Raw genomic sequence first — 19,038 nt, 5'->3', positions numbered from 1 at the left:
TACAGATTGCTTCGGTCGCTTAGGCTCACTTGTGGGTGACAGGTTTTTAGCAACCACATCCCTGACACCTCAGGTGTCATTGCGAGCGAGTCTTCGAGCGCGGCAATCTCTAACGTGTTAAGGCTGTTTCAAGTTTTTACGATTTTTGCTTATGATTGATGCACATTTGCCTGAAAAATTCCGTCAAAGATGAGAGCTTTACGCCAGGCACAGGGACTGTCCCTCGCTGTGTAAATTTTGTCATTAAAGCCAATTTCTTCCAGGAACCAATGCAGTATCAATCTTTTTTATAGTACCTCGCGGGGACTGTCCCAATTTCCAGAAAAGTGACAGACTCTTAAAGTTACTCGCAGGTTCGGTCCCGGGCCGCCCGGGTGAAGAGCTTATAAGTGTTTAAAATTTTCTTGTATTATACTACAGGATTGTGGCGGTAAGTTACTAATATGGAAAGTACAGGCCTATGAAAAACAATCTGGTCTGGATAAATGTTTGCGAATCATCAGCAGATGTTTATGGGGCCATGCTTATGCAGGCCATAAGAAATGTAAGGCCTGAGGTGTCTATAATGGGGATGGGCGGTCCTGCCATGCGCCGAGCAGGGTTAGAGACCGTATGCAACTCTGAAGAACTGTCTTTGGTTGGCCTGACTGAGGTATTCAGTGCACTGCCCAGGATTACGGTTCTTTTACGGCGCGTCTATTCCCTGATGCGCAGCAAGCGCCCTTCAGCGCTGGTGCTCATGGATGCTCCAGATTTTAATTTTCATCTGGCCCGCATGGCGGCTGGTCTGAATATTCCTGTTATTTACTATATTGCGCCTCAGATCTGGGCATGGCGTAAGTCCAGAGTTAAGTTCCTGCAAAAGTATGTTGATGCAGTTGCCTGCATTTTTCCCTTTGAACAGAAATTTTTTCATGATCATGGCATCAAAGCTCACTTTACTGGCCATCCTCTCATGGAAATGCTCCAGCTTGATGAATTAGACAGGATAAAGCCGCAGAACAATCAGATAGCCTTACTACCTGGAAGCAGAAAAAAGGAAATATCAAGCCTGTTGCCTGAATTTACTGTCTGTGCCGAAAATCTTCGCAAAACAAGGCCGGAGCTGAGATTTAATATTGTTCAGGCCCCGGGGATAACTATGGAGCTTTTGCAGCAATATTGTCCTCCAAGACCGTGGATCAGGTATATTCAACCGGAAAATAGACATGAAACTATCAGAAAAAGTGTAATGGCCATTGCTGCTTCAGGTACAGTCACACTGGAATGTGCCATTTTAAAGGTTCCAACTATTGTTGCCTATAAGCTTTCTGCATTGAGCTATTTACTGGGAAAAATGCTCATTCATGTAAAGCATATCAGCATGCCCAATTTGATACTGGGTAAGACAGTTTTTCCAGAGTTGATTCAGCATGAAGCCAGGGGTGATTGCCTGACCGAGGTATCTGGGAGGTTGTTGGATAACCCGGAAAGCAGGCAGGAAATTAAAAACAGTCTAAGCGATTTGCGGACCAAGCTTGGCGGGGTCGGTGCCACGCGCCAGTGCGCCAGGCTGGTTTTAAAGTTTATGGGTAACAGATAACAGGTAATTGATAACAGCGAGGAATTAGTTATGCAAAAACTTCGGCTCGGAGTGGTAGGGGTTGGACATCTTGGAACCTTCCACGCAAGGCAGGCCGCTGAAAGTGATATTATTGAACTTGTTGGTGCGTATGATATCAATCAGGACCAGGCGCAAAAAATATGCGCTGAATGCGGAACTGATTCTTACCAGGTTCTTGAAGATCTGCTGGCTGAGGCCGATGCTGTAAGTATAGTAGTACCTACAAGCGAGCATTATAATGTTGCCATGAAAGCCCTGGATAATGATTGTCATATCTTTATTGAAAAGCCCATTACATCTACAGTGCAGGAAGCTGAAGAAATAATTCAGTCTGCCAGGTCCAAAGGAAAAAAGATCCAGGTGGGTCATATTGAGCGCTTTAACCCCGCCATGCTCTCGGTCAGGGAGCACCGCGTTGAGCCAATGTTCATTGAAGCTCACAGGTTGAGCCAGTTCAATCCCAGAGGATGTGATGTCAGTGTTGTGCTGGATCTGATGATTCACGATCTTGATTTGATTTTATATCTTGTGAAAAGTCCGGTAAAATCCATTGACGCCTGCGGGGTAGCTGTGGTTTCCGAGGCAGAAGATATTGCCAATGTCAGGCTTAAGTTTGAAAGCGGTTGTGTGGCCAATCTCACCAGCAGCAGAATCTCTCTTAAGCAGATGCGCAGAATGCGGCTGTTTCAGAAGAATCAGTACATTGCTATGGATTTTATGGAAAAAAAGGCGGATATATTCAGGCTTGGCGATACATATCCTCTTCCAGATCCAGGAGGAGCTGCCATGGTGGTGGGCAATATTGGTGTTGGCGACAGGGCCAGGGATATTGTGTATGAAAAACCGTCTCCGCCTCAGGTTAATTCTCTAAAGATGGAACTGGAAGAGTTTGCCATGGCTGTTATGCAGGACCGAGAACCTGAAGTTCCAGGTGAACAGGGCAAGCAGGCTCTGGAGGTTGCCAATATTATTCTGGAAAAGATCGCAAGGCCCTGACACAAAACCATCAGAATACTTTCTATGAATGCTTACAAGTAATTGGAATCGTTTTGCTAATAAAATCAGACGGTTATGTTTTTCACATTTTCACGATTTTTGCTTATGATTGATGCACATTTGCCAGAAAAGTTCCGTCAAAGATGGAAACTTTGCGCCTGGCACAGGGACTGTCCCTCGCTGTGTAAATTTTGTCATCAAAGAAAATCTCTTCCAGGAACCAATGCAGCATCAATCTTTTTTAAAGTACCTCGCGGGGACTGTCCCAATTTTCAGAAAAGTGACAGATTCGTAAAGTTACTCACAGGTTCGGTCCTGGTCCGCCCGGGTGAGGAGCTTACAAGTAACTAAAACCAAATATGCAATAAATTCAAAGTATTATGGTTTTACCATACAGATTACTTCGGTCGCTTAGGCTCCCTCGTGGGTGACAAGTTTTCAGCAATTACACCCCTGACAGCTCAGCTGTCATTGCGAGCGAGTCTTTTTACCTCGTTGAATACACGCAGTGTAGGCGCAGCCATTCAACTGGGGCGAGCGCGGCAATCTCTAACGTGTTAAGGCTGATTTTTTAGTTACTCACAGGTTCGGTCCCGGTCGCCCGGGTGAGGAGCTTACAAGTTAAATTGCGTAATACTTCAATAAAGGAGCGGTTGTGAATATACCATTTATTGATCTCAAGGCTCAGTTTCAACTGGTCAAAGACCAGGTACACGATGGTTTGAACCAGGTACTGGAACATGGAGCTTATGTAATGGGACCTGAAATAAAAAAGCTTGAGGTTGAACTGGCCGATCTTACCGGGGCAAATCATGCCCTTGCCTGCTCTTCAGGAACGGATGCCCTGATTCTATCCCTTCTGGCCATGGATATAAAGCCTGGAGATGCAGTGCTGACAACGCCTTTTACTTTTTTCGCCACTGCCGAGGCTATAGCCTTTCTTGGTGCGGTTCCGGTTTTTGCAGACATTGATGCCAAGACTTTTAATATATCCCCCAAAAGCTTAGAAAAGATCATCAAATCCCTGAACCACCCTGAACAAAAGTCCGCTCCCCTGCCTGCCCCTGGGAATGTAAGCAATCTTGGCCATTCTGTGCCCGAAAAAATGACTCCTAAAGCCATAATTTCTGTTGATCTTTTTGGGCAACCCTGTGACTACAAATCCCTGAACGCCATTGCACGGGAGGAAAACCTGGCACTTATAGTGGATGCAGCCCAGTCTTTTGGTGCCACTTACAAGGGTAAATCCACCTGCTCGCTGGGGCAGATTGCCTGTACTTCATTTTTCCCGGCCAAGCCTTTGGGGTGCTATGGAGACGGCGGCATGTGTTTTACGAATGATGAGGAAATATATGCCCTGCTGGAGTCTTTGCGTGTGCATGGTCAGGGGCGGGACAGGTATGAAAATGTTCGTCTTGGTATGAATGCTCGCATGGATACATTTCAGGCAGCTGTACTTCTGGCAAAACTGGCGATTTTTCCAGATGAAATCAGGAAGCGTCAACAGGTGGCGGAAAACTACAACCAGCTGCTGAAAAATGGGGCCGGCATCACAGTGCCGGAAATCAGTGACGATTGTTCCAGCGCATGGGCCCAGTACAGTCTGGTCTGCTCGGATGCTGCACATAGAGAACGTATACTTGAAAATTTAAAGCACAGAAAAGTGCCCTGGGCTATTTACTATCCTCTGCCTTTGCATATGCAAAAGTCTTTTCATTATTTAGGTTATGCTCCGGATGATTTTCCGGTAAGCCATGAAATGTCGCAAAGGATTTTCAGCCTGCCCATGCATCCCTATCTGCGTTTGGAAGAGCAGGAATACATTGCTCAAGCAGTATTATCTGCGTGATGAACTTCTAAAGTAACTATAATCGTTTTGAAAATAAAATCAGACGGTTACAATTTTCATATTTTTACGATTTTTGCTTATGATTGATGCACTTTTGCCAAAAAAGTTCCGTCAAAGATGGGAGCTTTGCGCTTAGCACATCTTCCTGCCCGGAGGCTTACAGCCCGGAGGGGGACTGTCCCAATTTTCAGATATGGGACTGTTCTTCAATGTGGAGGCGGCTTCCAGCCGCCTGGAATTAAATAGCCTGCAGGATGCAGGCTCCACTTTACAGGCAGTTACTCACAGGTTCGGTCCCGGACCGCACGGGTGATAAACTTACAAGTAATTGGAGTCGTATATGTAATAAATTCAGAGTATTACGGCCTTACCTTACAGATTGCTTCGGTCGCTTAGGCTCCTTCGTGGGTGACAGGTTTTGAGCAACTACATCCCTGACATCTCAGGTGTCATTGCGAGCGAGTCTTCGAGCGCGGCAATCCCAAACGCGCTAAGGCTGTTTTTCTTGTCCCCAGGCTGGAGCCTGGGAACGAGGGGTATAAGTTACTCACAATTTCGGTCCCGGGCTGCCCGGGTGGTGATCTTCTAAGTCCAGTTGATAATTTTCCATGTAGAGTTACATAAATGGAGAGATGTGATGGATAATAAAATATTTAAACTTGGCCTGTCTGTGGAAGCTGTATCTTTGTATCTTATTCTTTTTGATCTTGATTTTTCAAAGGTACCATTGGAAAGAGAAAACATTGAGTCCAGGTGGAACGCGGCTTCTAAACTTCTGGACAAGGCGCTGGAGGAACTTGAAATGAACAATGTTGTGTCGCGAAAAGGAGAGGCTATATTAATAAATCCTTCTGCTGCCTGGACTGAAACCGGGACAGCCTGATCAGCTTATGTTTTCATTGCCGGAACTCTGGACCGGTCTTTTTTTCCCCCTGCTCAAGATATGTATGTTCATATCCATGGGCGTGTTCGTGGGGAATCTTATTGAGGCCCTGAACTGGACGCGCTTTATGGCCATGTTTGCCACTCCTCTGGTACGGGCCGGTCGTCTTAAAGATATATCAGGAGCAAGTTTTTCCATGGCCTTTTTTTCAGGGGTTTCAGCCAATACCATGCTGGCTGAAGCTTACGAGCAAAAAAGGCTTACCAGGAAAGAACTGGTCCTTTCCAACCTTTTCAACTCGCTGCCTACGTACTTTCTGCATCTGCCCACAACCTTTTTTATCATTGCCCCGCTCATCAAGGCTGCTGCACTTCCATACCTTTTTCTGACCATCTCTTCCGCTGTGCTCAGAACCATTGTGGTCATATTTATTGGAAGATTTATTTTGCCAGCCAAGGAAGATCAATGCGTTGTGTGCGAGCTTCCAGCGAATGAAAAATTGAATATGAAAAAAGTTCTGCAAAAGGTCAAAACAAGATTCAGCAAACGATTCAAAAAAATAATGGTTTTCACAGTGCCCATATACACATTATTTTATGTTCTGCAGCATACCGGCTTTTTTGCCATGACAGAGCGCTTTATGTCAGAACATGTAGGCATATTAAGTTTTTTGCCACCCCAGGCCATCAGTATTGTTGTTCTTCAGCTTGCGGCTGAGTTTTCGGCCGGACTTGCTGCTGCCGGGTCGCTACTCGACAGTGGCGCTCTTGGCATCAAGGAGGTTGTTCTTGCACTCATAACAGGCAATATTCTGTCATCTCCCATGCGCGCTGTGCGACATCAGTTGCCGTACTACGCAGGCATTTTCAATCCAGCACTTGCCATGCGACTCATTGTTTACAACCAGAGCCTGAGGGCCGGAAGCCTGATTGTGGTAGGAGTGGGATATTATTTCTGGGGTTGATTGTTCTGGCAAACTATGGTGCAGGTGTGGAGAGTAAATTCGAGAGACCAAGTTCGTGGAATACTTTTTTGAAGTTTGAAGAAATCCCTGACACAATTATCTGAACTTCCTTGTTTTGAGCATCCTCAAATATTTCTCTTAAATTTTCCATGCCTGCGCCGTTGAAAGATGCACTGTCGCTAAAAATAAAGTCCACGGCATTGACCCCGGCCTGCAAACATTGATGGTAGGCGTCCCAGATAAAGGGGGCAGCAAAAGCGTCAACATTTCCGGCAATTTTGATGGCAGCTTTTTTCTTTTTGATGGTAAAATTTATGCATTCCTGTCTCATCTGACTGAGGTCTATCCTCTTTCCGGCCCTTACCAGTGCATTTTCCAGTTCATGCCTTTTTATGGGCTTGTTGATGAAATCAGTAGCATCGTTATTGAGGGCCTTAATAGCCAGGTCCATGTCTCCATGTCCGGTAATAACTACCACCTCGGTGGTGGGGGCCATGGCCTTGATGCGCTTGAGCACTTCTATGCCGTCCATTCCCGGCATTTTAATGTCAGTGAAGACAATCGGCGGCAGAACTTCGGCAAAAATTGAAAGTGCCTCTGGTCCGCTTTCAGCTCTTAGTGGATGATATCCGTAAGCTTCAAGAAACATGCAGAATATTTTCAAGGTGGCCGGCTCATCGTCCACCACTAATACTCTGGTACGTTCTGTGATGTCTTGGTCAGTAGATGTATTTTGTGCAAGCATATTTACTTGAGAGATAATGGTTGTCAGTTATTTGTTAATTGTTATTTGTTATTAGTTATTTGTTAATAGATGCAATGAGTGTTGTTTTAAGTGGCCGGGATTAATGTGTTCTAACCAACTATGATCTTAAAATAAATTCAGAGAGTTATCGCTTTCTGTTTTTCACGATTTTTGCTTATGATTCATGCCAAATTACCAGAAAATTTCCGTCAAAGATGGGAGCTTTGCGCCTGGCCCAGCTTCCTGCCCGGAGGCTTACAGCCCGGAGGGGGACTGTCCCTCGCTGTGTAGATTTTTTCATCAAAGCAAATTTCTTCCAGGAACCAATGCAGCATCAGTCTTTTTTATAGTACCTCGCGGGGACTGTCCAAGTTTCCAAAAAAGTGACAGTATCCTAAAGTTATTCACAGGTTCGGACCCGGGCCGCCCGGGTGAAGCACTTACAAGTAACTACAATCTAATATCCAATAAATTCAGAATATTATGGCTTTACCATACAGATTGCTTCGGTCGCTTAGGCTCCCTCGCAATGACAGATTTTGAGCAAGTACATCCCTGACAGCTCAGGTGTCATTGTGAGCGAGTCTTCTAGCGCGGCAATCCTTGTTGCGAGCGAAGCGAAGCAATCTCGCGCTAAGACTGATTTTTAGTTACTAACACGTTCGGTCCCGGGCCGCCGGGTGAGGGGCCTCTAATAATAAAGAAGTGCAATAAATCCGATTTAGCCATAAACAGTTTAAATGGCAACAGATTGATTTTGAGCGGCCATGCGAAATTATGTTATCTGTTGAACTTCTTGAAAACCACTTGACATTTTTTGAACTTTCTTTTCCAGTAATTTTAAACGTTTGGTGTCCTGGCTGTGAAACTCCTGTCAGGTCAGCTTACTGGAGGTTAGATATGAATAGACTGCCTTTATACGCTATCTTCGTGATTATGTTCATGGCGCTGCTGGCTTGTTCTTCTGAGCAGGGAGAAGAACCTCATGATCAAATTACTCATGGGGTAACTGACACCAGAATTTATATTGGCTCCTCACTTGCTTTGACTGGTCATGCCAGTTTTCTTGGTTCCCAGACTCTGAAGGGAGCACTCTCTTATATCAATCATATAAACGAAAAAGGTGGAGTTCATGGGCGAAAAATAAAAATTATTGCATATGATGACGGATATGATCCACCACAATGTCTTGCCAATACCCAGAAACTTATTATTGAGGACCAGGTTTTCAGCCTTTTCAGTTATGTCGGCACACCCACGACTGTCAAAGTTCTGCCTTTGATAGCAGAGGCCAGGATTCCTCTTGTGGGCATTTTTTCTGGAGCCAATGATTTTCGTGTTCCTTTTAACCGATATATTATAAATGTTCGTGCTTCATACTATGAGGAGACAAGGGAAGCAGTAAAGTATTTTGTTGAAGAGCTGGGGTTTGATAAGATTGCTGTGTTTTATCAGTATGATGCTTACGGCTTTGACGGACTGAAAGGGACCGAGCTTGCTCTCAAGGAGTATGGGCTGGCTCCTGTGGCCCGGGGCAGTTACACCCGAGGCACTCTGGATATTGAAGAGGGGCTGGAAAATATTATTCATTCCGGAGCTCAGGCTGTGGTCATGGTGGGAACCTATGATGCCTGTGCCAAATTTATTCAGATTTCCCGCAGACAGGGATTTAATCCTGTATTTCACAACGTATCATTTGTGGGCAGTGAAGAGCTGGCCAGGATTCTTGGAAAGGAAGGTGATGGGGTTATTGTGACTCAGGTTGTACCACCTCCGGACTCTTTAGAGTCACAGGCGCTTTTGTCAGGAGTCCAGGAATTTACAGAACGTTACAGATATTATTATCCTGATGAACAGCCTAATCTCGTTGCTTTGGAGGGCTTTATCAATGCCAAAGTTCTGGTGGAGGGTTTAAGGCGGGCTGGCAGAAATCTCAATAGAGAACGTTTTATTGACGCTATTGAATCAATTCAGGATTTTTCACTGGGCATCGCCAATACCTTATCTTTCAGTCCGGATAATCACCAGGGGCTGTCCAGGGTTTACTTTACGGTCATCCGAAATGGAGAGCTGACTCTGCTTACAGACTGGGCCAAAATCAGAGAAATGTATGTAAAGGAAAATTAAGGCGGACTTTGTTGGCAATTTGAATGGCACCGGTTTTAAGGCTGAAGGGAGAAGGCTGAAGGCTGAAGGAAGAGGGAAGAGTGTGGTTGGAGGTTGAAGGGAGAGGGAAGAATGAGGCTGAAGATTGAGGGAAGATGCTGGATCAGATCGGATTAATCATTTTAACAGGCAGCAACTGATGTTTCGTTTTCAAGACATAAGTCTGAAAAATAAGATATTTTTCACAACTCTGGCCATGGTCCTCATGCTTAGTGTAGCCATTGCCATTATGGCCCGGTGGATACTTGTGTCCAGTCTGGTGAATGAACTTACCCTGCGCGGCATTGCCATTGCCCAGAGTATTGCAGAGCAGGGCAAGGGATATGTTTTGACGAGAGATCATCCCAATCTTGTAAGTCTGGTGTTTGATGCAGCTCAACTGGGTGAAAGACAGATCCTGGTAGATTATATCTTTATTATTGATGAAGAACAAAAACTCTTGTCTCACACATTTATACGCCCTTTTCCGAGAGAACTAATACACGCCAATCCAATTCCTGCTGACAGAAGTTACAGTGTCAGGAAGCTTCAGGTGGAGGATTCAATCGCCTATGATATTGCAGTACCCATATGGGAAGGTATTTATCAGATAGGAACTGTTCGCGTAGGGCTCAAAGAAAAGCATATTCATCAGATTATTCATAAACTGCGAATTACATTTCTTGGTTTTATATTCGGAACAGTGGTGCTTATATTTCTTATAAGTCACTGGTTGTCCAAATACATAACTAAATCCATATCTCAGCTCACTAAAGTGGCTGATGAAATCAGCCGTGGCAACTTAGATATGAAATCTCTTGCTCTTTTCAAGGACAGTTCGGATAACCGTGAAGAGCATTGTCCAGCCTATTACAATACTGATCTGCCGTGCTGGCATGTGGACAAGGTAATGGATGTAGCACAAGACATAGATAATTTCCCGCAAAAGGCATCATACTGCATAGACTGCATGGTCAAAAAAAAGAAAGTGGGCGATGAGGTGCAGCAACTGGGTGATTCCTTCAAGCACATGGTGCGCAGCATTAAGCTCTACCGCAACAGGGTCCGGGAATCCGAAAGCAAGTATCGCTCACTATTTAAGAGCGGTCCAGCTCCCATATTTGTTCTGAGTTGCGGAACCCTCATTATCATTGATGCTAATCCCAGCGCTCAGAATACTTATGGCTATGACCGTGATGAACTGGTCAATATGCCGTTCATTAAGCTTGCCCCTGAATTCAGAGACAAATTTATTGCCTATTTCGAAGCCAATCCGGAAGACGAAAGTTTTGTCTACACCAAGGCCATTCATTACAAAAAAGGACAAGTCCCATTTTACACTAATGTTGAGGCCTGCAGAAGCCGCTACAGGAATAAGGATGCGGTTATCGTTGCCACCACTGATATTTCTGAAATGATTGACAAGGATGCTCAGCTCATCCAGGCCAGCAAAATGACCAGCCTGGGGCAGTTATCAGCGGGCATTGCTCATGAATTGAACCAGCCCCTCAACGCCATTAAAATGGGCAGTGACTTTCTGAGCATGATGCATGAGAACAAAGAGGATATATCCAACGAGCAGATGGCCCAAATCAGTCATGAAATCAGTATACAGGTAGACAGGGCTACGGAAATAATCAATAATCTTAGAGAGTTTGGCAGAAAGTCCGATTTTACCAAAGAAAAAACAGATATCAGTAAGCCGGTGCACAATGTTCTTTCTATCATGGGGCAGCAGCTCAAATTGCAGAACATAGAGATAAAGCTCGATCTGCAGGAAAATATACCGCCCATCATGGCCCATAAAAACAGGCTGGAGCAGGTGATTTTCAACTTGATCACCAACGCTCGTGATGCCATTATTCAAAGAATGGCCGAAGAGATCCATCCTGAGCTGGGAACGATTGCCATATCCACAAGTTTGCAAAATGGACAGGTGACCTTGAGTGTGGCAGATAACGGAACAGGTATGCCTGAATCAGTTCAGCAAAAAATATTTGATCCTTTTTACACTACTAAACAGACAGGAATGGGGATGGGACTGGGATTGTCCATCTCCTACGGCATCATCAAAGACTACGAAGGGGAAATAGCAATAAAAAGCATTGAAGGTGCAGGCACTACCTTTACTGTATCATTTCCAGCGGCCAGAAGATGATCAGCAGATCATTTATTTACAGGGACCGGGCTGGCAGGATCTTGCTCATGGGACGGCTGATATGGGCAAACCTTCAAATTAACTAAAACCAAATTGGTAATAAATTCAAAGCATTATGGTTTTACCATACAGATTGCTTCGGTCGTTTATGCTCCCTCGCTGGTGACAGGTTTTCAGCAACCACATCCCTGACACCTCAGGTGTCATTGCGAGCGAGTCTTCGAGCGCGGCAATCTCGAACACGTTGAGGCTATTTCAAGTTTCTCACAGGTTCGGTTCCGGTCCGCACGGGTGGGGAGCTTCTGAGCGACCGCCCCTGACTACTTTGAAGAAAGCTAAACTATTCCAAAAAAAGAAGAAGACAAATGCGCAAAATATTAGTTATCGATGACGAAAAACCCACATTGAGCATGTTTCAGCTTTTTTTAAAAGTGTACGGCTATACTGTATTTACTGCTGAAAATGGAGAGCAGGGGCTGAAAATATTTCAAAAGGAAAGGCCTGCCATTGTTATCACAGATATCAAGATGCCCGGCATGGACGGCCTGGAAGTCCTCAAACAGATCAAGGCCATGAGCCCGCAAACCGAGGTTATTATTATTACAGGACATGGTGATGTGGATCTGACCATTGAAGCCATGAACCTCAATGCCACGGACTTTATCAACAAGCCAATTCAAAAAAACGCCCTTGATTCAGCACTTAAAAGAGCTCAAGAACGAATCAGTCTTCTGGAAAGCAGTGAGCAGGAGCTGTCCTGGTCCCGGGATGGAGGGGTTGCAGTGGTGGATGTGCAGGGTAATATAAATGCCTCGCATGAAGATCTGTTTGTTGGTGTGTTTGATGAAATACTTGAACAGCAAAATATGCCGGTGCTGCTGCGTTTCAGCGAAAACACTTCGGTTAGCGGAGCTGGAATCGGTATCCTGATTCAGGTTCTGACGCGCTGCTCGGATGAAAACCGCAAAACTGCACTGACAGGCATGTCGGAAAATATGGAAAAGTTTTTTGAAATAGTGGGCATAACCAGAATTACTCCGGTTTTCAGCACCCAGGAGGAAGCTCTGGGCTATTTGAAATAAAGTATAGATGAGAGGAATGATTCTCAAGTGATTAAAAAAATATATAAATTTCTCCAAGGAGATTTGAGGCATGAAAAGGTCATTTTTCTGTATAATCATTTTTTTGTTGGTTTTTATTTTGAGCATGCCTGCCCAGGCTGATAAAAATCCTGTCAAAGAAGGGCAGGTAATTGCTGACTTGCAGTTTAAGGCTCCTTACACTGAAAAGGAAAGGCAGTATATGGGCCTGATGGAAGAAGAAATGTTTACTCTCGAGAAACTGGATGTGGATTTTTTTCTGATTGAGGTGGTAGGTGCCTACTGTCCGGTCTGTCATGCCCAGTCCAGCGAGATTAACCATCTTTTCAACCGGATCAACCGAGACGAGGTCTTAAGCGAGACAATGCTCATGTTCAGTGTGTCCCCTGGTTCAACTTCCATGGAAATTGAATATCTGCGTGATACCTGGAAAGCTCCTTATCCTATCCTTGAAGACTATGAGTATGACTTTCATGCGGCCATAGGCAGTCCTGACACCCCTTTTACCCTGATTGTCAGAAGTGACGGGCTGGTGCTTTATGCCCATCTCGGAAGAATTCCCGAATTGTCCATTTTCATGGAAAAGATCAGAAATATTGTTTCGCAAGGCGGATAACCTGTTGAAAAAAATTTATGCAAAACCCATCAACCTCAGGTCTTGAAATTACCTTGTGAACATTAAGTATGGTTAAACAGAACCCAACAATAGACGAAAGCTCATCTCAGTCAAGGCTGGAACAGCTTGAGAGGCAGGCTTATCAACTGCGCATTCTCAATGAAGCTATACGTGAGTTAACACTTCTCGAAGATCAGGAAGAGATCCTGGAAAAGTTTCTGCTTATCATCTTAGGCACAGTGGGAACATCCCGGGGATTTGCTGTTTCCATGCAGAATTATGGCCGGACATCCATTTTTGAGTCCAGGGGAATTGCAGCCAGCGAAGCTCAGATCTTGCGGGAATGCGGTCCGCAAATTTATGGCGTTTATTTTAATCATCTTGATGTTCTGGAAGAGGTTCTGCCCAAGCAGGTGCGCTTAGTCACTGTTAATGAACCTCCCCAAGGCCAGGACAAAGAAGTTGCCTGGCCTGCAGATACCAGAGTGCTTGTGCAATGGACCCTCAGTTCAGACTGCTATGGCTTTGTGGGAATTGGTCCGAAAATAACCTCCAATGATTACGACACTCACGAGACAGACTTTCTGCTCAGCATGACAGAAGTACTTATGGACTGCCTGAAGATGGCTGGCTCTTCAAGAGAGGTCAGACAGCTTAACGAAGATCTTCTTCAGAAAAACATGCAGCTTAACAACGCCCTGTCCCATGCGCAAAAGGCGCAGTCTGACCTTGATCGACAGGTCTTCCACTTTAAAGCCCTTTCAGAAATGGCTAGAGAACTGAGCGGAGTTTTTGACAAAAAAAAACTTCTGGACGGTTTTTTACTTATGGCTCAGGGAGCAATGAGTGCCAGATGCGGCTTTATTCTGCTCTTTGACGTACAGGAGAACCGGCTGATTATTTCCCGCAGGGGTGATAAGGCCAAGGCTCTGGACCAGCTTGATCAGACCAGGGTCAAACAGCTTGTATTGTCTTTTTATCCGTCTCCGGCATGTTTTTCCCTGCCTGATTTCAAGGTGCAGCCGCTGCAGACAAGTCATCTTGCAGGGCAGGCCCTGGATCTGCCCTTAGATATGGGAGCAGTATTCAGTCTGGATGAAAATTATTTTGGACTGATGGGTTTTTGTTCCAAAATTACAGACGAGGAATTCAGTACTGATGAAGAAGAGCTTTTGACCTCTTTAACCCGAAATTTTCTCTTGTCCTTAGAAAATGTCCTGTCTTTTGAGATAATTCAGAAACTGAACCTCGATTTGGGACGCAGAAATTATGAATTGTCCAAAACCATTGAAGAACTCAGGGAGACCAGAGATAGGGTCAATGTTCTACAAAAAGCCGGCAATAGAATCAGCTCTCTCATCAAGAATGAGCTTACACGTCTGGAACGGGTCAATGCTGTTGATTTTATTCTGATTTTTTCACTGACTCTTGTGCTAAGCCTGACCTACAACCTTTCAAGCCCTGGCGGAACCAGCCCCATACCAAAGACCTGGACTTTTACGTCTGCACCGGAGATTGAAGCTGACTGGGCAGCCTTGAAGCACCAGAACAATGCTGCAGTTTTTGTAGATGCCAGGCCTAATGAGTTTTATTCTCAGGAAAGAATCGCGGATGCTGTCAGTCTGCCCTTGAATCTGTTTGATTTTGTATATCTTATGCGCTTTGCTAATATGGATCCGGAAAAAGAGCTCATAGTGTATGGGCGAAATATAAGTAGAAGATACGATGAAAAAGTTGCTCACGAATTGTCCCTGCGCGGTCACAAGAATGTGCGGATCCTTGCCGGTGGGTTAAATGAGTGGAAAAAGCTGAACATGCCGGTGGAGCCATGAACAAAAAAAAGAAACAGGATAAAGGGATTGTACTAAAAGTGCTGACAAGTCCCTACCTGGCCCTGATTCTGCGTTTGTACATCGGGGGGCTGTTTATTTTTGCCAGCATGTACAAGATAAACTACGGCGCTGAATTTGCCGAAACCATAGCAAGCTACCAGTTAGTTCCCTACTGGTCAGTCAATTTCCTGGCCATAACCATGCCCTGGCTGGAGTTGATATGCGGCATCATGCTCGTAGTAGGCTTCAGGGCCAGGTCTGCTACAGTGCTTATTGCCTTTATGCTGGTTTTGTTCACCATTGCAGTGCTCATCAATCTGCTGCGTGACTCCCCCATCAGTTGTGGATGCTTCAGCAGTTCGGATGAACCCATCAGCTGGATGACGGTTATCAGGGATATCACATGGTTGCTTATGTGCGTGCATATCTATTATTTCGATAGAATGCTGCATCTTGAAAACAGGTTTATGGCAATGTTGAAAAGGCTGTAGAAATAATATTCGGTGCAGAGCCTTTGACGCGCTAACAAGCAACTACAATCGTTTTGCTAATAAATTCAGAGTATTATGGTTTTACCATACAGATTGCTTCGTCGCTTAGGCTCCCTCGTGGATGACAGGTTTTCAGCAACTACATCCCTGACAGCTCAGGTGTCATTGCGAGCGAGTCTTCGAGCGCGGCAATCCCTAACGCGCTAAGGCTGATTCTTAGTTACTCCCAGGTTCGGTCCCGGTCCCCCGGGTGAGGAGCTTACAAGTAACTGGAATCGTTTTGCTAATAAAATCAGACGGTTACAATTTTCACATTTTTACGATTTTTGCTCATGATTGATGCACATTTGCCAGAAAAGTTCCGTCAAAGATGGGAACTTTGCACTTGGCACAGGGACTGTCCCTCGCTGTGTAAATTTTATCATTAAATCAAATTTCTACCAGGAACCAATGCAGCATCAGTCTTGTTTGTAGCACCTCGCGGGGACTGTCCCAATTTCCAAATATGGGACTGTTTTTCAAGGTGGAGGCGGCTTCCAGCCGCCTGGAATTAAATAGCCTGCAGGATGCAGGCTCCACTTTAAAGACAGTTACTCCCAGGTTCGGTCCCGGTCCCCCGGGTGAGGAGCTTTTAACTCACAAGTAATTTACAGCAGGAAAAAAACTTATGAAAACCGAGAAAACCCCTGTACTTATTCTGATCATCCTGATTTTGTCCCTGCTTGCAGCCTGCTCTGATCAAACAGGGATGGCGGGTAAGTACAAAGGAAGTGAAGAAAATATTCCAGGAGTTTACTCTCAGATAGAGCTCAAAGACAATGGTGAAGGCATCTGGGAGACAGAAATTGACCTGGTGAGGTTCAGGTGGAAAGTTCGAGGTGATGAGCTCTGGCTGCATACCAAAACCGGCGGAGTTATAACCGGAACCATCACTGCTGATGGATTTATAATTGAACTGCCCAATGTTGGTGTTTATATATTTTCCAAACAGACACCATACTAAGTGTTCAACTCATCCGTGCAAGAAAAGGTTTACACCCGCAACAATGATGGCTATGTTGCGTGCTTTATTTTTTAGATTGAGAGTATCAGTTCATGAATGCCATGACAGCAGGTTCAGGCAGGGGACAGACTTCAGTCTTGCTGTCTGCATGAGCAATGCAGCTGATATGATTTTAACAGGAGGAGATTTATGTTTTTGTCTTTGGATCCAAAATTGGATAATAAAATAGCTGACCCTTCCCTGGCTGACTGGGGTTTAATGGAGATGCAGCTTTCAGAAAATGAAATGCCCGGGCTTATGGCCCTTCAAGAAGAGTATGGTGATGAAAAGCCTCTTAAGGGTTTGAAGATCATGGGCAGCCTGCACATGACCATTCAGACTGCCATGCTCATTCAAACTTTGCACAAGCTTGGAGCAGATCTTCGCTGGGCTTCGTGCAATATTTTTTCCACTCAGGATCATTCTGCAGCAGCAGTGGTCAAGGCCGGACTTGCCAAAGTTTTTGCCTGGAAGGGAGAAACTCTGGAGGAATACTGGTGGTGCACTGAACAGGCTCTGACCTGGCCCGATGGTTCCGGACCAGACCTCATTGTTGATGACGGCGGTGATGCTACTATGATGGTTCATTACGGGGTGAAGGCGGAAAAGGATCCTTCGATCCTTGATGAGAAGTCAGATAATAAGGAATTTGAAATTGTACTGGAACGTCTACGCCACAGTCTTAAAAATAATCCCGGCAAATGGACCAGAATAGCTGAGAAAATCAGAGGCGTTTCAGAAGAGACAACAACTGGCGTACACAGGCTTTATCAAATGGAAAAAAAGGGTGAACTTCTTTTTCCGGCCATCAATGTCAACGATTCTGTTACCAAGTCAAAGTTTGACAACCTTTATGGCTGCCGCGAATCTCTTGCAGACGGCATCAAGCGGGCTACTGATGTCATGGTGGCCGGCAAGGTGGTCGTAATCTGCGGCTATGGAGATGTTGGTAAAGGTTGTGCTCAGTCCATGCGCGGCTTTGGGGCAAGGGTGATTGTCACTGAGATTGATCCTATTTGCGCTTTGCAGGCAGCTATGGAAGGATATGAAGTTGCCACCATGGACAAGGCTATTGAGGAGGGAGATATCTTTGTTACTGCTACAGGCTGCTGCGATGTGATTCGGGGCGAGCATATGGAGCGCATGAAGGATGAGGCGATTATATGCAATATTGGACATTTTGATTCAGAAATTGAAATGGCCTACCTTGAAAATAATCCAGACTGCAAACGGCTGGTTATCAAGCCCCAGGTGGATAAGTGGACTATGAAATCAGGTCGCTCTGTGATTGTTCTTGCAGAAGGCAGGCTGGTAAATCTGGGCTGCGCCACAGGCCACCCAAGTTTTGTCATGAGCAACAGTTTTACCAACCAGGTTCTGGCTCAGATAGATCTGGCCCGAAATGATTATGAACCTGTTGTCAGGGTCTTGTCAAAAAAATTAGATGAAGAAGTTGCCCGGCTGCATCTGGGCCGTCTCGGAGTATCTCTGGAAAAGCTGACACCCAAACAGGCCGAATATCTCGGGGTGCCTGTGGAAGGTCCTTTCAAGCCTGAGCATTATCGGTATTAAGTTAGAAGGCTGAAGGGTGAAGGCTGAAGGCTGAAGGGTGAAGGCTGAAGGGTGAAGGCTGAAGGGTGAAGGCTGAAGGCTGAAGGAAGAAGGGTGAAGGAAGAAAAGAGAAGGCTGGAGGGGTTGGTCAGGAGTAAGTCACAAAAATAACCTTGCAGGGCACTCAAGTGAGGGGCGATCATTTGAGTGCCCTTGTTACCGGTTTTTTTGCCACCTTGTGCGCAGATGATTGTTTGTACGCAGGTTGGAACAGATTTAGAACTTACTGCCTCAATCCTGTAGAAAAAAACAAGATAATTTTTAACCCTGACAAGAGCAATAATAACCAAGATCCTTATTCTTCAGCCTTCAGCCTGAAAATTTTGGTTATCGCCCCAACTTAACGATCCAAATTTAAATTGGGTTGCGGGTACAGCCAGCATTAGATATAGATAACAGGCTCAAGTTCATCTAATTGTTTTTTTGCTCCTTGATCCATACCGGTAAGAGCACAAAAATATGCTGTACGCTGCTCAAGGTGCAGTTCAAAGGTGGCATTGAAAAGATCAAGAAAGAGTTCTCTGATTTTGGGACTGGTAGAAGCCAGATAAATAAAGTTGTTGGAAGTGTCCCAGACTACATCGAATACAGCAGGAATGGGCAGGGTTTTGGCAAACAGCTTGATCTGTACATTTTCCTTGATTTCTTTTTTCTGATCCCGGGAAATAAACTTCTGGCCTTTGGCTTCAAGTTCCTGTCTGGCCTGGTCCAGGGCCAGTCGCAGATGTTTTTTCAGCACAGCAGGCGGGATGCGCCTTGTGTCTAATCGCAGTGCAAAAGCCAGATAATGGCCCTTGTGTGGCGTGCTGGAATTCCAGTTCATATCCAGCATATCATCAAAGGATGTCCAGCCGAAACTCCTTTCATCCGCAGTGTGATCAATATCCCTGAATTTATGTTTGATCAGCCGTTCAGGTACTTCTGTCAAGAAGTCATCCGGAATATCCTGGACAATTCTGTATCTCGTAATGCTGGCGCTTGAACTTAATATACCCATAAAATT

15 protein-coding genes are annotated in these 19,038 nt (G+C 45.1%); 13 read left to right on the top strand and 2 right to left on the bottom strand.

Annotated features, from left to right (window positions below; genetic code table 11):
- The first annotated feature begins 460 nt into the window (after positions 1 to 460).
- The 5 genes from lpxB (at position 461) to LZ23_RS07280 (ending at position 6,295) form a co-directional block, all read left to right on the top strand.
- Positions 461 to 1,582, top strand: coding sequence for a lipid-A-disaccharide synthase (gene lpxB, locus LZ23_RS07300; RefSeq protein WP_045212878.1), 1,122 nt, complete (start codon positions 461 to 463; stop codon positions 1,580 to 1,582).
- A 30-nt stretch (positions 1,583 to 1,612) separates the two neighbouring features.
- Complete coding sequence (locus LZ23_RS07295) at positions 1,613 to 2,599, top strand: Gfo/Idh/MocA family protein (protein WP_045212876.1); 987 nt, start codon at positions 1,613 to 1,615, stop codon at positions 2,597 to 2,599.
- A gap of 655 nt (positions 2,600 to 3,254) precedes the next feature.
- Positions 3,255 to 4,448: a DegT/DnrJ/EryC1/StrS family aminotransferase gene (locus tag LZ23_RS07290; protein ID WP_045212874.1), complete on the top strand. Its 1,194-nt coding sequence runs from the start codon at positions 3,255 to 3,257 to the stop codon at positions 4,446 to 4,448.
- Between the two features lie 637 nt (positions 4,449 to 5,085).
- Complete coding sequence (locus tag LZ23_RS07285; RefSeq protein WP_045212873.1) at positions 5,086 to 5,331, top strand: hypothetical protein; 246 nt, start codon at positions 5,086 to 5,088, stop codon at positions 5,329 to 5,331.
- 7 nt (positions 5,332 to 5,338) lie between these two features.
- Positions 5,339 to 6,295: a membrane protein gene (locus tag LZ23_RS07280; protein ID WP_045212872.1), complete on the top strand. Its 957-nt coding sequence runs from the start codon at positions 5,339 to 5,341 to the stop codon at positions 6,293 to 6,295.
- Positions 6,296 to 6,308: 13 nt separating this feature from the next.
- Here the strand turns inward: LZ23_RS07280 and LZ23_RS07275 are convergent, their stop codons facing one another.
- A complete protein-coding gene (locus LZ23_RS07275) occupies positions 6,309 to 7,040 on the bottom strand; it encodes a response regulator (RefSeq protein WP_045212870.1) in 732 nt (243 codons plus the stop codon).
- Between the two features lie 900 nt (positions 7,041 to 7,940).
- Here LZ23_RS07275 and LZ23_RS07270 point away from each other — a divergent pair.
- The 8 genes from LZ23_RS07270 to ahcY all read left to right on the top strand — a co-directional run bounded on the left by LZ23_RS07270 (position 7,941) and on the right by ahcY (position 17,996).
- Positions 7,941 to 9,167 carry an ABC transporter substrate-binding protein gene (locus LZ23_RS07270; RefSeq protein WP_045212882.1) on the top strand — a complete coding sequence of 409 codons (1,227 nt, stop codon included), beginning with the start codon at positions 7,941 to 7,943 and terminating at the stop codon, positions 9,165 to 9,167.
- 124 nt (positions 9,168 to 9,291) lie between these two features.
- The gene (locus LZ23_RS07265; RefSeq protein ID WP_332308269.1) at positions 9,292 to 11,343 is read left to right on the top strand and encodes an ATP-binding protein; all 2,052 of its coding nucleotides are present in this window, start codon (positions 9,292 to 9,294) and stop codon (positions 11,341 to 11,343) included.
- Between the two features lie 365 nt (positions 11,344 to 11,708).
- Complete coding sequence (locus tag LZ23_RS07260; protein WP_045212868.1) at positions 11,709 to 12,425, top strand: response regulator; 717 nt, start codon at positions 11,709 to 11,711, stop codon at positions 12,423 to 12,425.
- Positions 12,426 to 12,495: 70 nt separating this feature from the next.
- On the top strand, positions 12,496 to 13,059 hold the full coding sequence (locus LZ23_RS07255) for a thioredoxin domain-containing protein (protein ID WP_045212867.1): 564 nt from the start codon (positions 12,496 to 12,498) through the stop codon (positions 13,057 to 13,059).
- 68 nt (positions 13,060 to 13,127) lie between these two features.
- Positions 13,128 to 14,891 carry a rhodanese-like domain-containing protein gene (locus LZ23_RS07250; protein ID WP_045212865.1) on the top strand — a complete coding sequence of 588 codons (1,764 nt, stop codon included), beginning with the start codon at positions 13,128 to 13,130 and terminating at the stop codon, positions 14,889 to 14,891.
- Positions 14,888 to 15,382 carry a MauE/DoxX family redox-associated membrane protein gene (locus LZ23_RS07245; RefSeq protein WP_045212863.1) on the top strand — a complete coding sequence of 165 codons (495 nt, stop codon included), beginning with the start codon at positions 14,888 to 14,890 and terminating at the stop codon, positions 15,380 to 15,382. Before LZ23_RS07250 ends, LZ23_RS07245 begins: the two co-directional genes overlap by 4 nt.
- Before the next feature lie 667 nt (positions 15,383 to 16,049).
- Positions 16,050 to 16,385 carry a hypothetical protein gene (locus LZ23_RS07240; RefSeq protein WP_045212862.1) on the top strand — a complete coding sequence of 112 codons (336 nt, stop codon included), beginning with the start codon at positions 16,050 to 16,052 and terminating at the stop codon, positions 16,383 to 16,385.
- Between the two features lie 189 nt (positions 16,386 to 16,574).
- The gene (gene ahcY / locus LZ23_RS07235; protein ID WP_045212860.1) at positions 16,575 to 17,996 is read left to right on the top strand and encodes an adenosylhomocysteinase; all 1,422 of its coding nucleotides are present in this window, start codon (positions 16,575 to 16,577) and stop codon (positions 17,994 to 17,996) included.
- Between the two features lie 421 nt (positions 17,997 to 18,417).
- Here ahcY and rdgC read toward each other — a convergent pair whose 3' ends face one another.
- On the bottom strand, positions 18,418 to 19,032 hold the full coding sequence (gene rdgC / locus LZ23_RS07225; RefSeq protein WP_045212857.1) for a recombination-associated protein RdgC: 615 nt from the start codon (positions 19,030 to 19,032) through the stop codon (positions 18,418 to 18,420).
- Positions 19,033 to 19,038 lie beyond the last annotated feature (6 nt).

Source organism: Desulfonatronovibrio magnus (assembly GCF_000934755.1).
GTDB classification, from domain to species: Bacteria; Desulfobacterota; Desulfovibrionia; order Desulfovibrionales; family Desulfonatronovibrionaceae; genus Desulfonatronovibrio; species Desulfonatronovibrio magnus.
The sequence above is the reverse complement of the archived record's forward strand: the minus strand, read 5'-3'. Positions and strand labels throughout refer to the sequence as shown.

Coding starts and splice junctions, on each gene's coding strand:
- ahcY (WP_045212860.1), top strand. CDS start 16,575: ATGTTTTTGTCTTTGGATCCAAAATTGGATAATAAAATAGCTGACCCT.
- LZ23_RS07240 (WP_045212862.1), top strand. CDS start 16,050: ATGAAAACCGAGAAAACCCCTGTACTTATTCTGATCATCCTGATTTTG.
- LZ23_RS07295 (WP_045212876.1), top strand. CDS start 1,613: ATGCAAAAACTTCGGCTCGGAGTGGTAGGGGTTGGACATCTTGGAACC.
- rdgC (WP_045212857.1), bottom strand. CDS start 19,032: ATGGGTATATTAAGTTCAAGCGCCAGCATTACGAGATACAGAATTGTC.
- LZ23_RS07250 (WP_045212865.1), top strand. CDS start 13,128: ATGGTTAAACAGAACCCAACAATAGACGAAAGCTCATCTCAGTCAAGG.
- LZ23_RS07245 (WP_045212863.1), top strand. CDS start 14,888: ATGAACAAAAAAAAGAAACAGGATAAAGGGATTGTACTAAAAGTGCTG.
- LZ23_RS07270 (WP_045212882.1), top strand. CDS start 7,941: ATGAATAGACTGCCTTTATACGCTATCTTCGTGATTATGTTCATGGCG.
- LZ23_RS07255 (WP_045212867.1), top strand. CDS start 12,496: ATGAAAAGGTCATTTTTCTGTATAATCATTTTTTTGTTGGTTTTTATT.
- lpxB (WP_045212878.1), top strand. CDS start 461: ATGAAAAACAATCTGGTCTGGATAAATGTTTGCGAATCATCAGCAGAT.
- LZ23_RS07285 (WP_045212873.1), top strand. CDS start 5,086: ATGGATAATAAAATATTTAAACTTGGCCTGTCTGTGGAAGCTGTATCT.
- LZ23_RS07275 (WP_045212870.1), bottom strand. CDS start 7,040: ATGCTTGCACAAAATACATCTACTGACCAAGACATCACAGAACGTACC.
- LZ23_RS07260 (WP_045212868.1), top strand. CDS start 11,709: ATGCGCAAAATATTAGTTATCGATGACGAAAAACCCACATTGAGCATG.
- LZ23_RS07280 (WP_045212872.1), top strand. CDS start 5,339: ATGTTTTCATTGCCGGAACTCTGGACCGGTCTTTTTTTCCCCCTGCTC.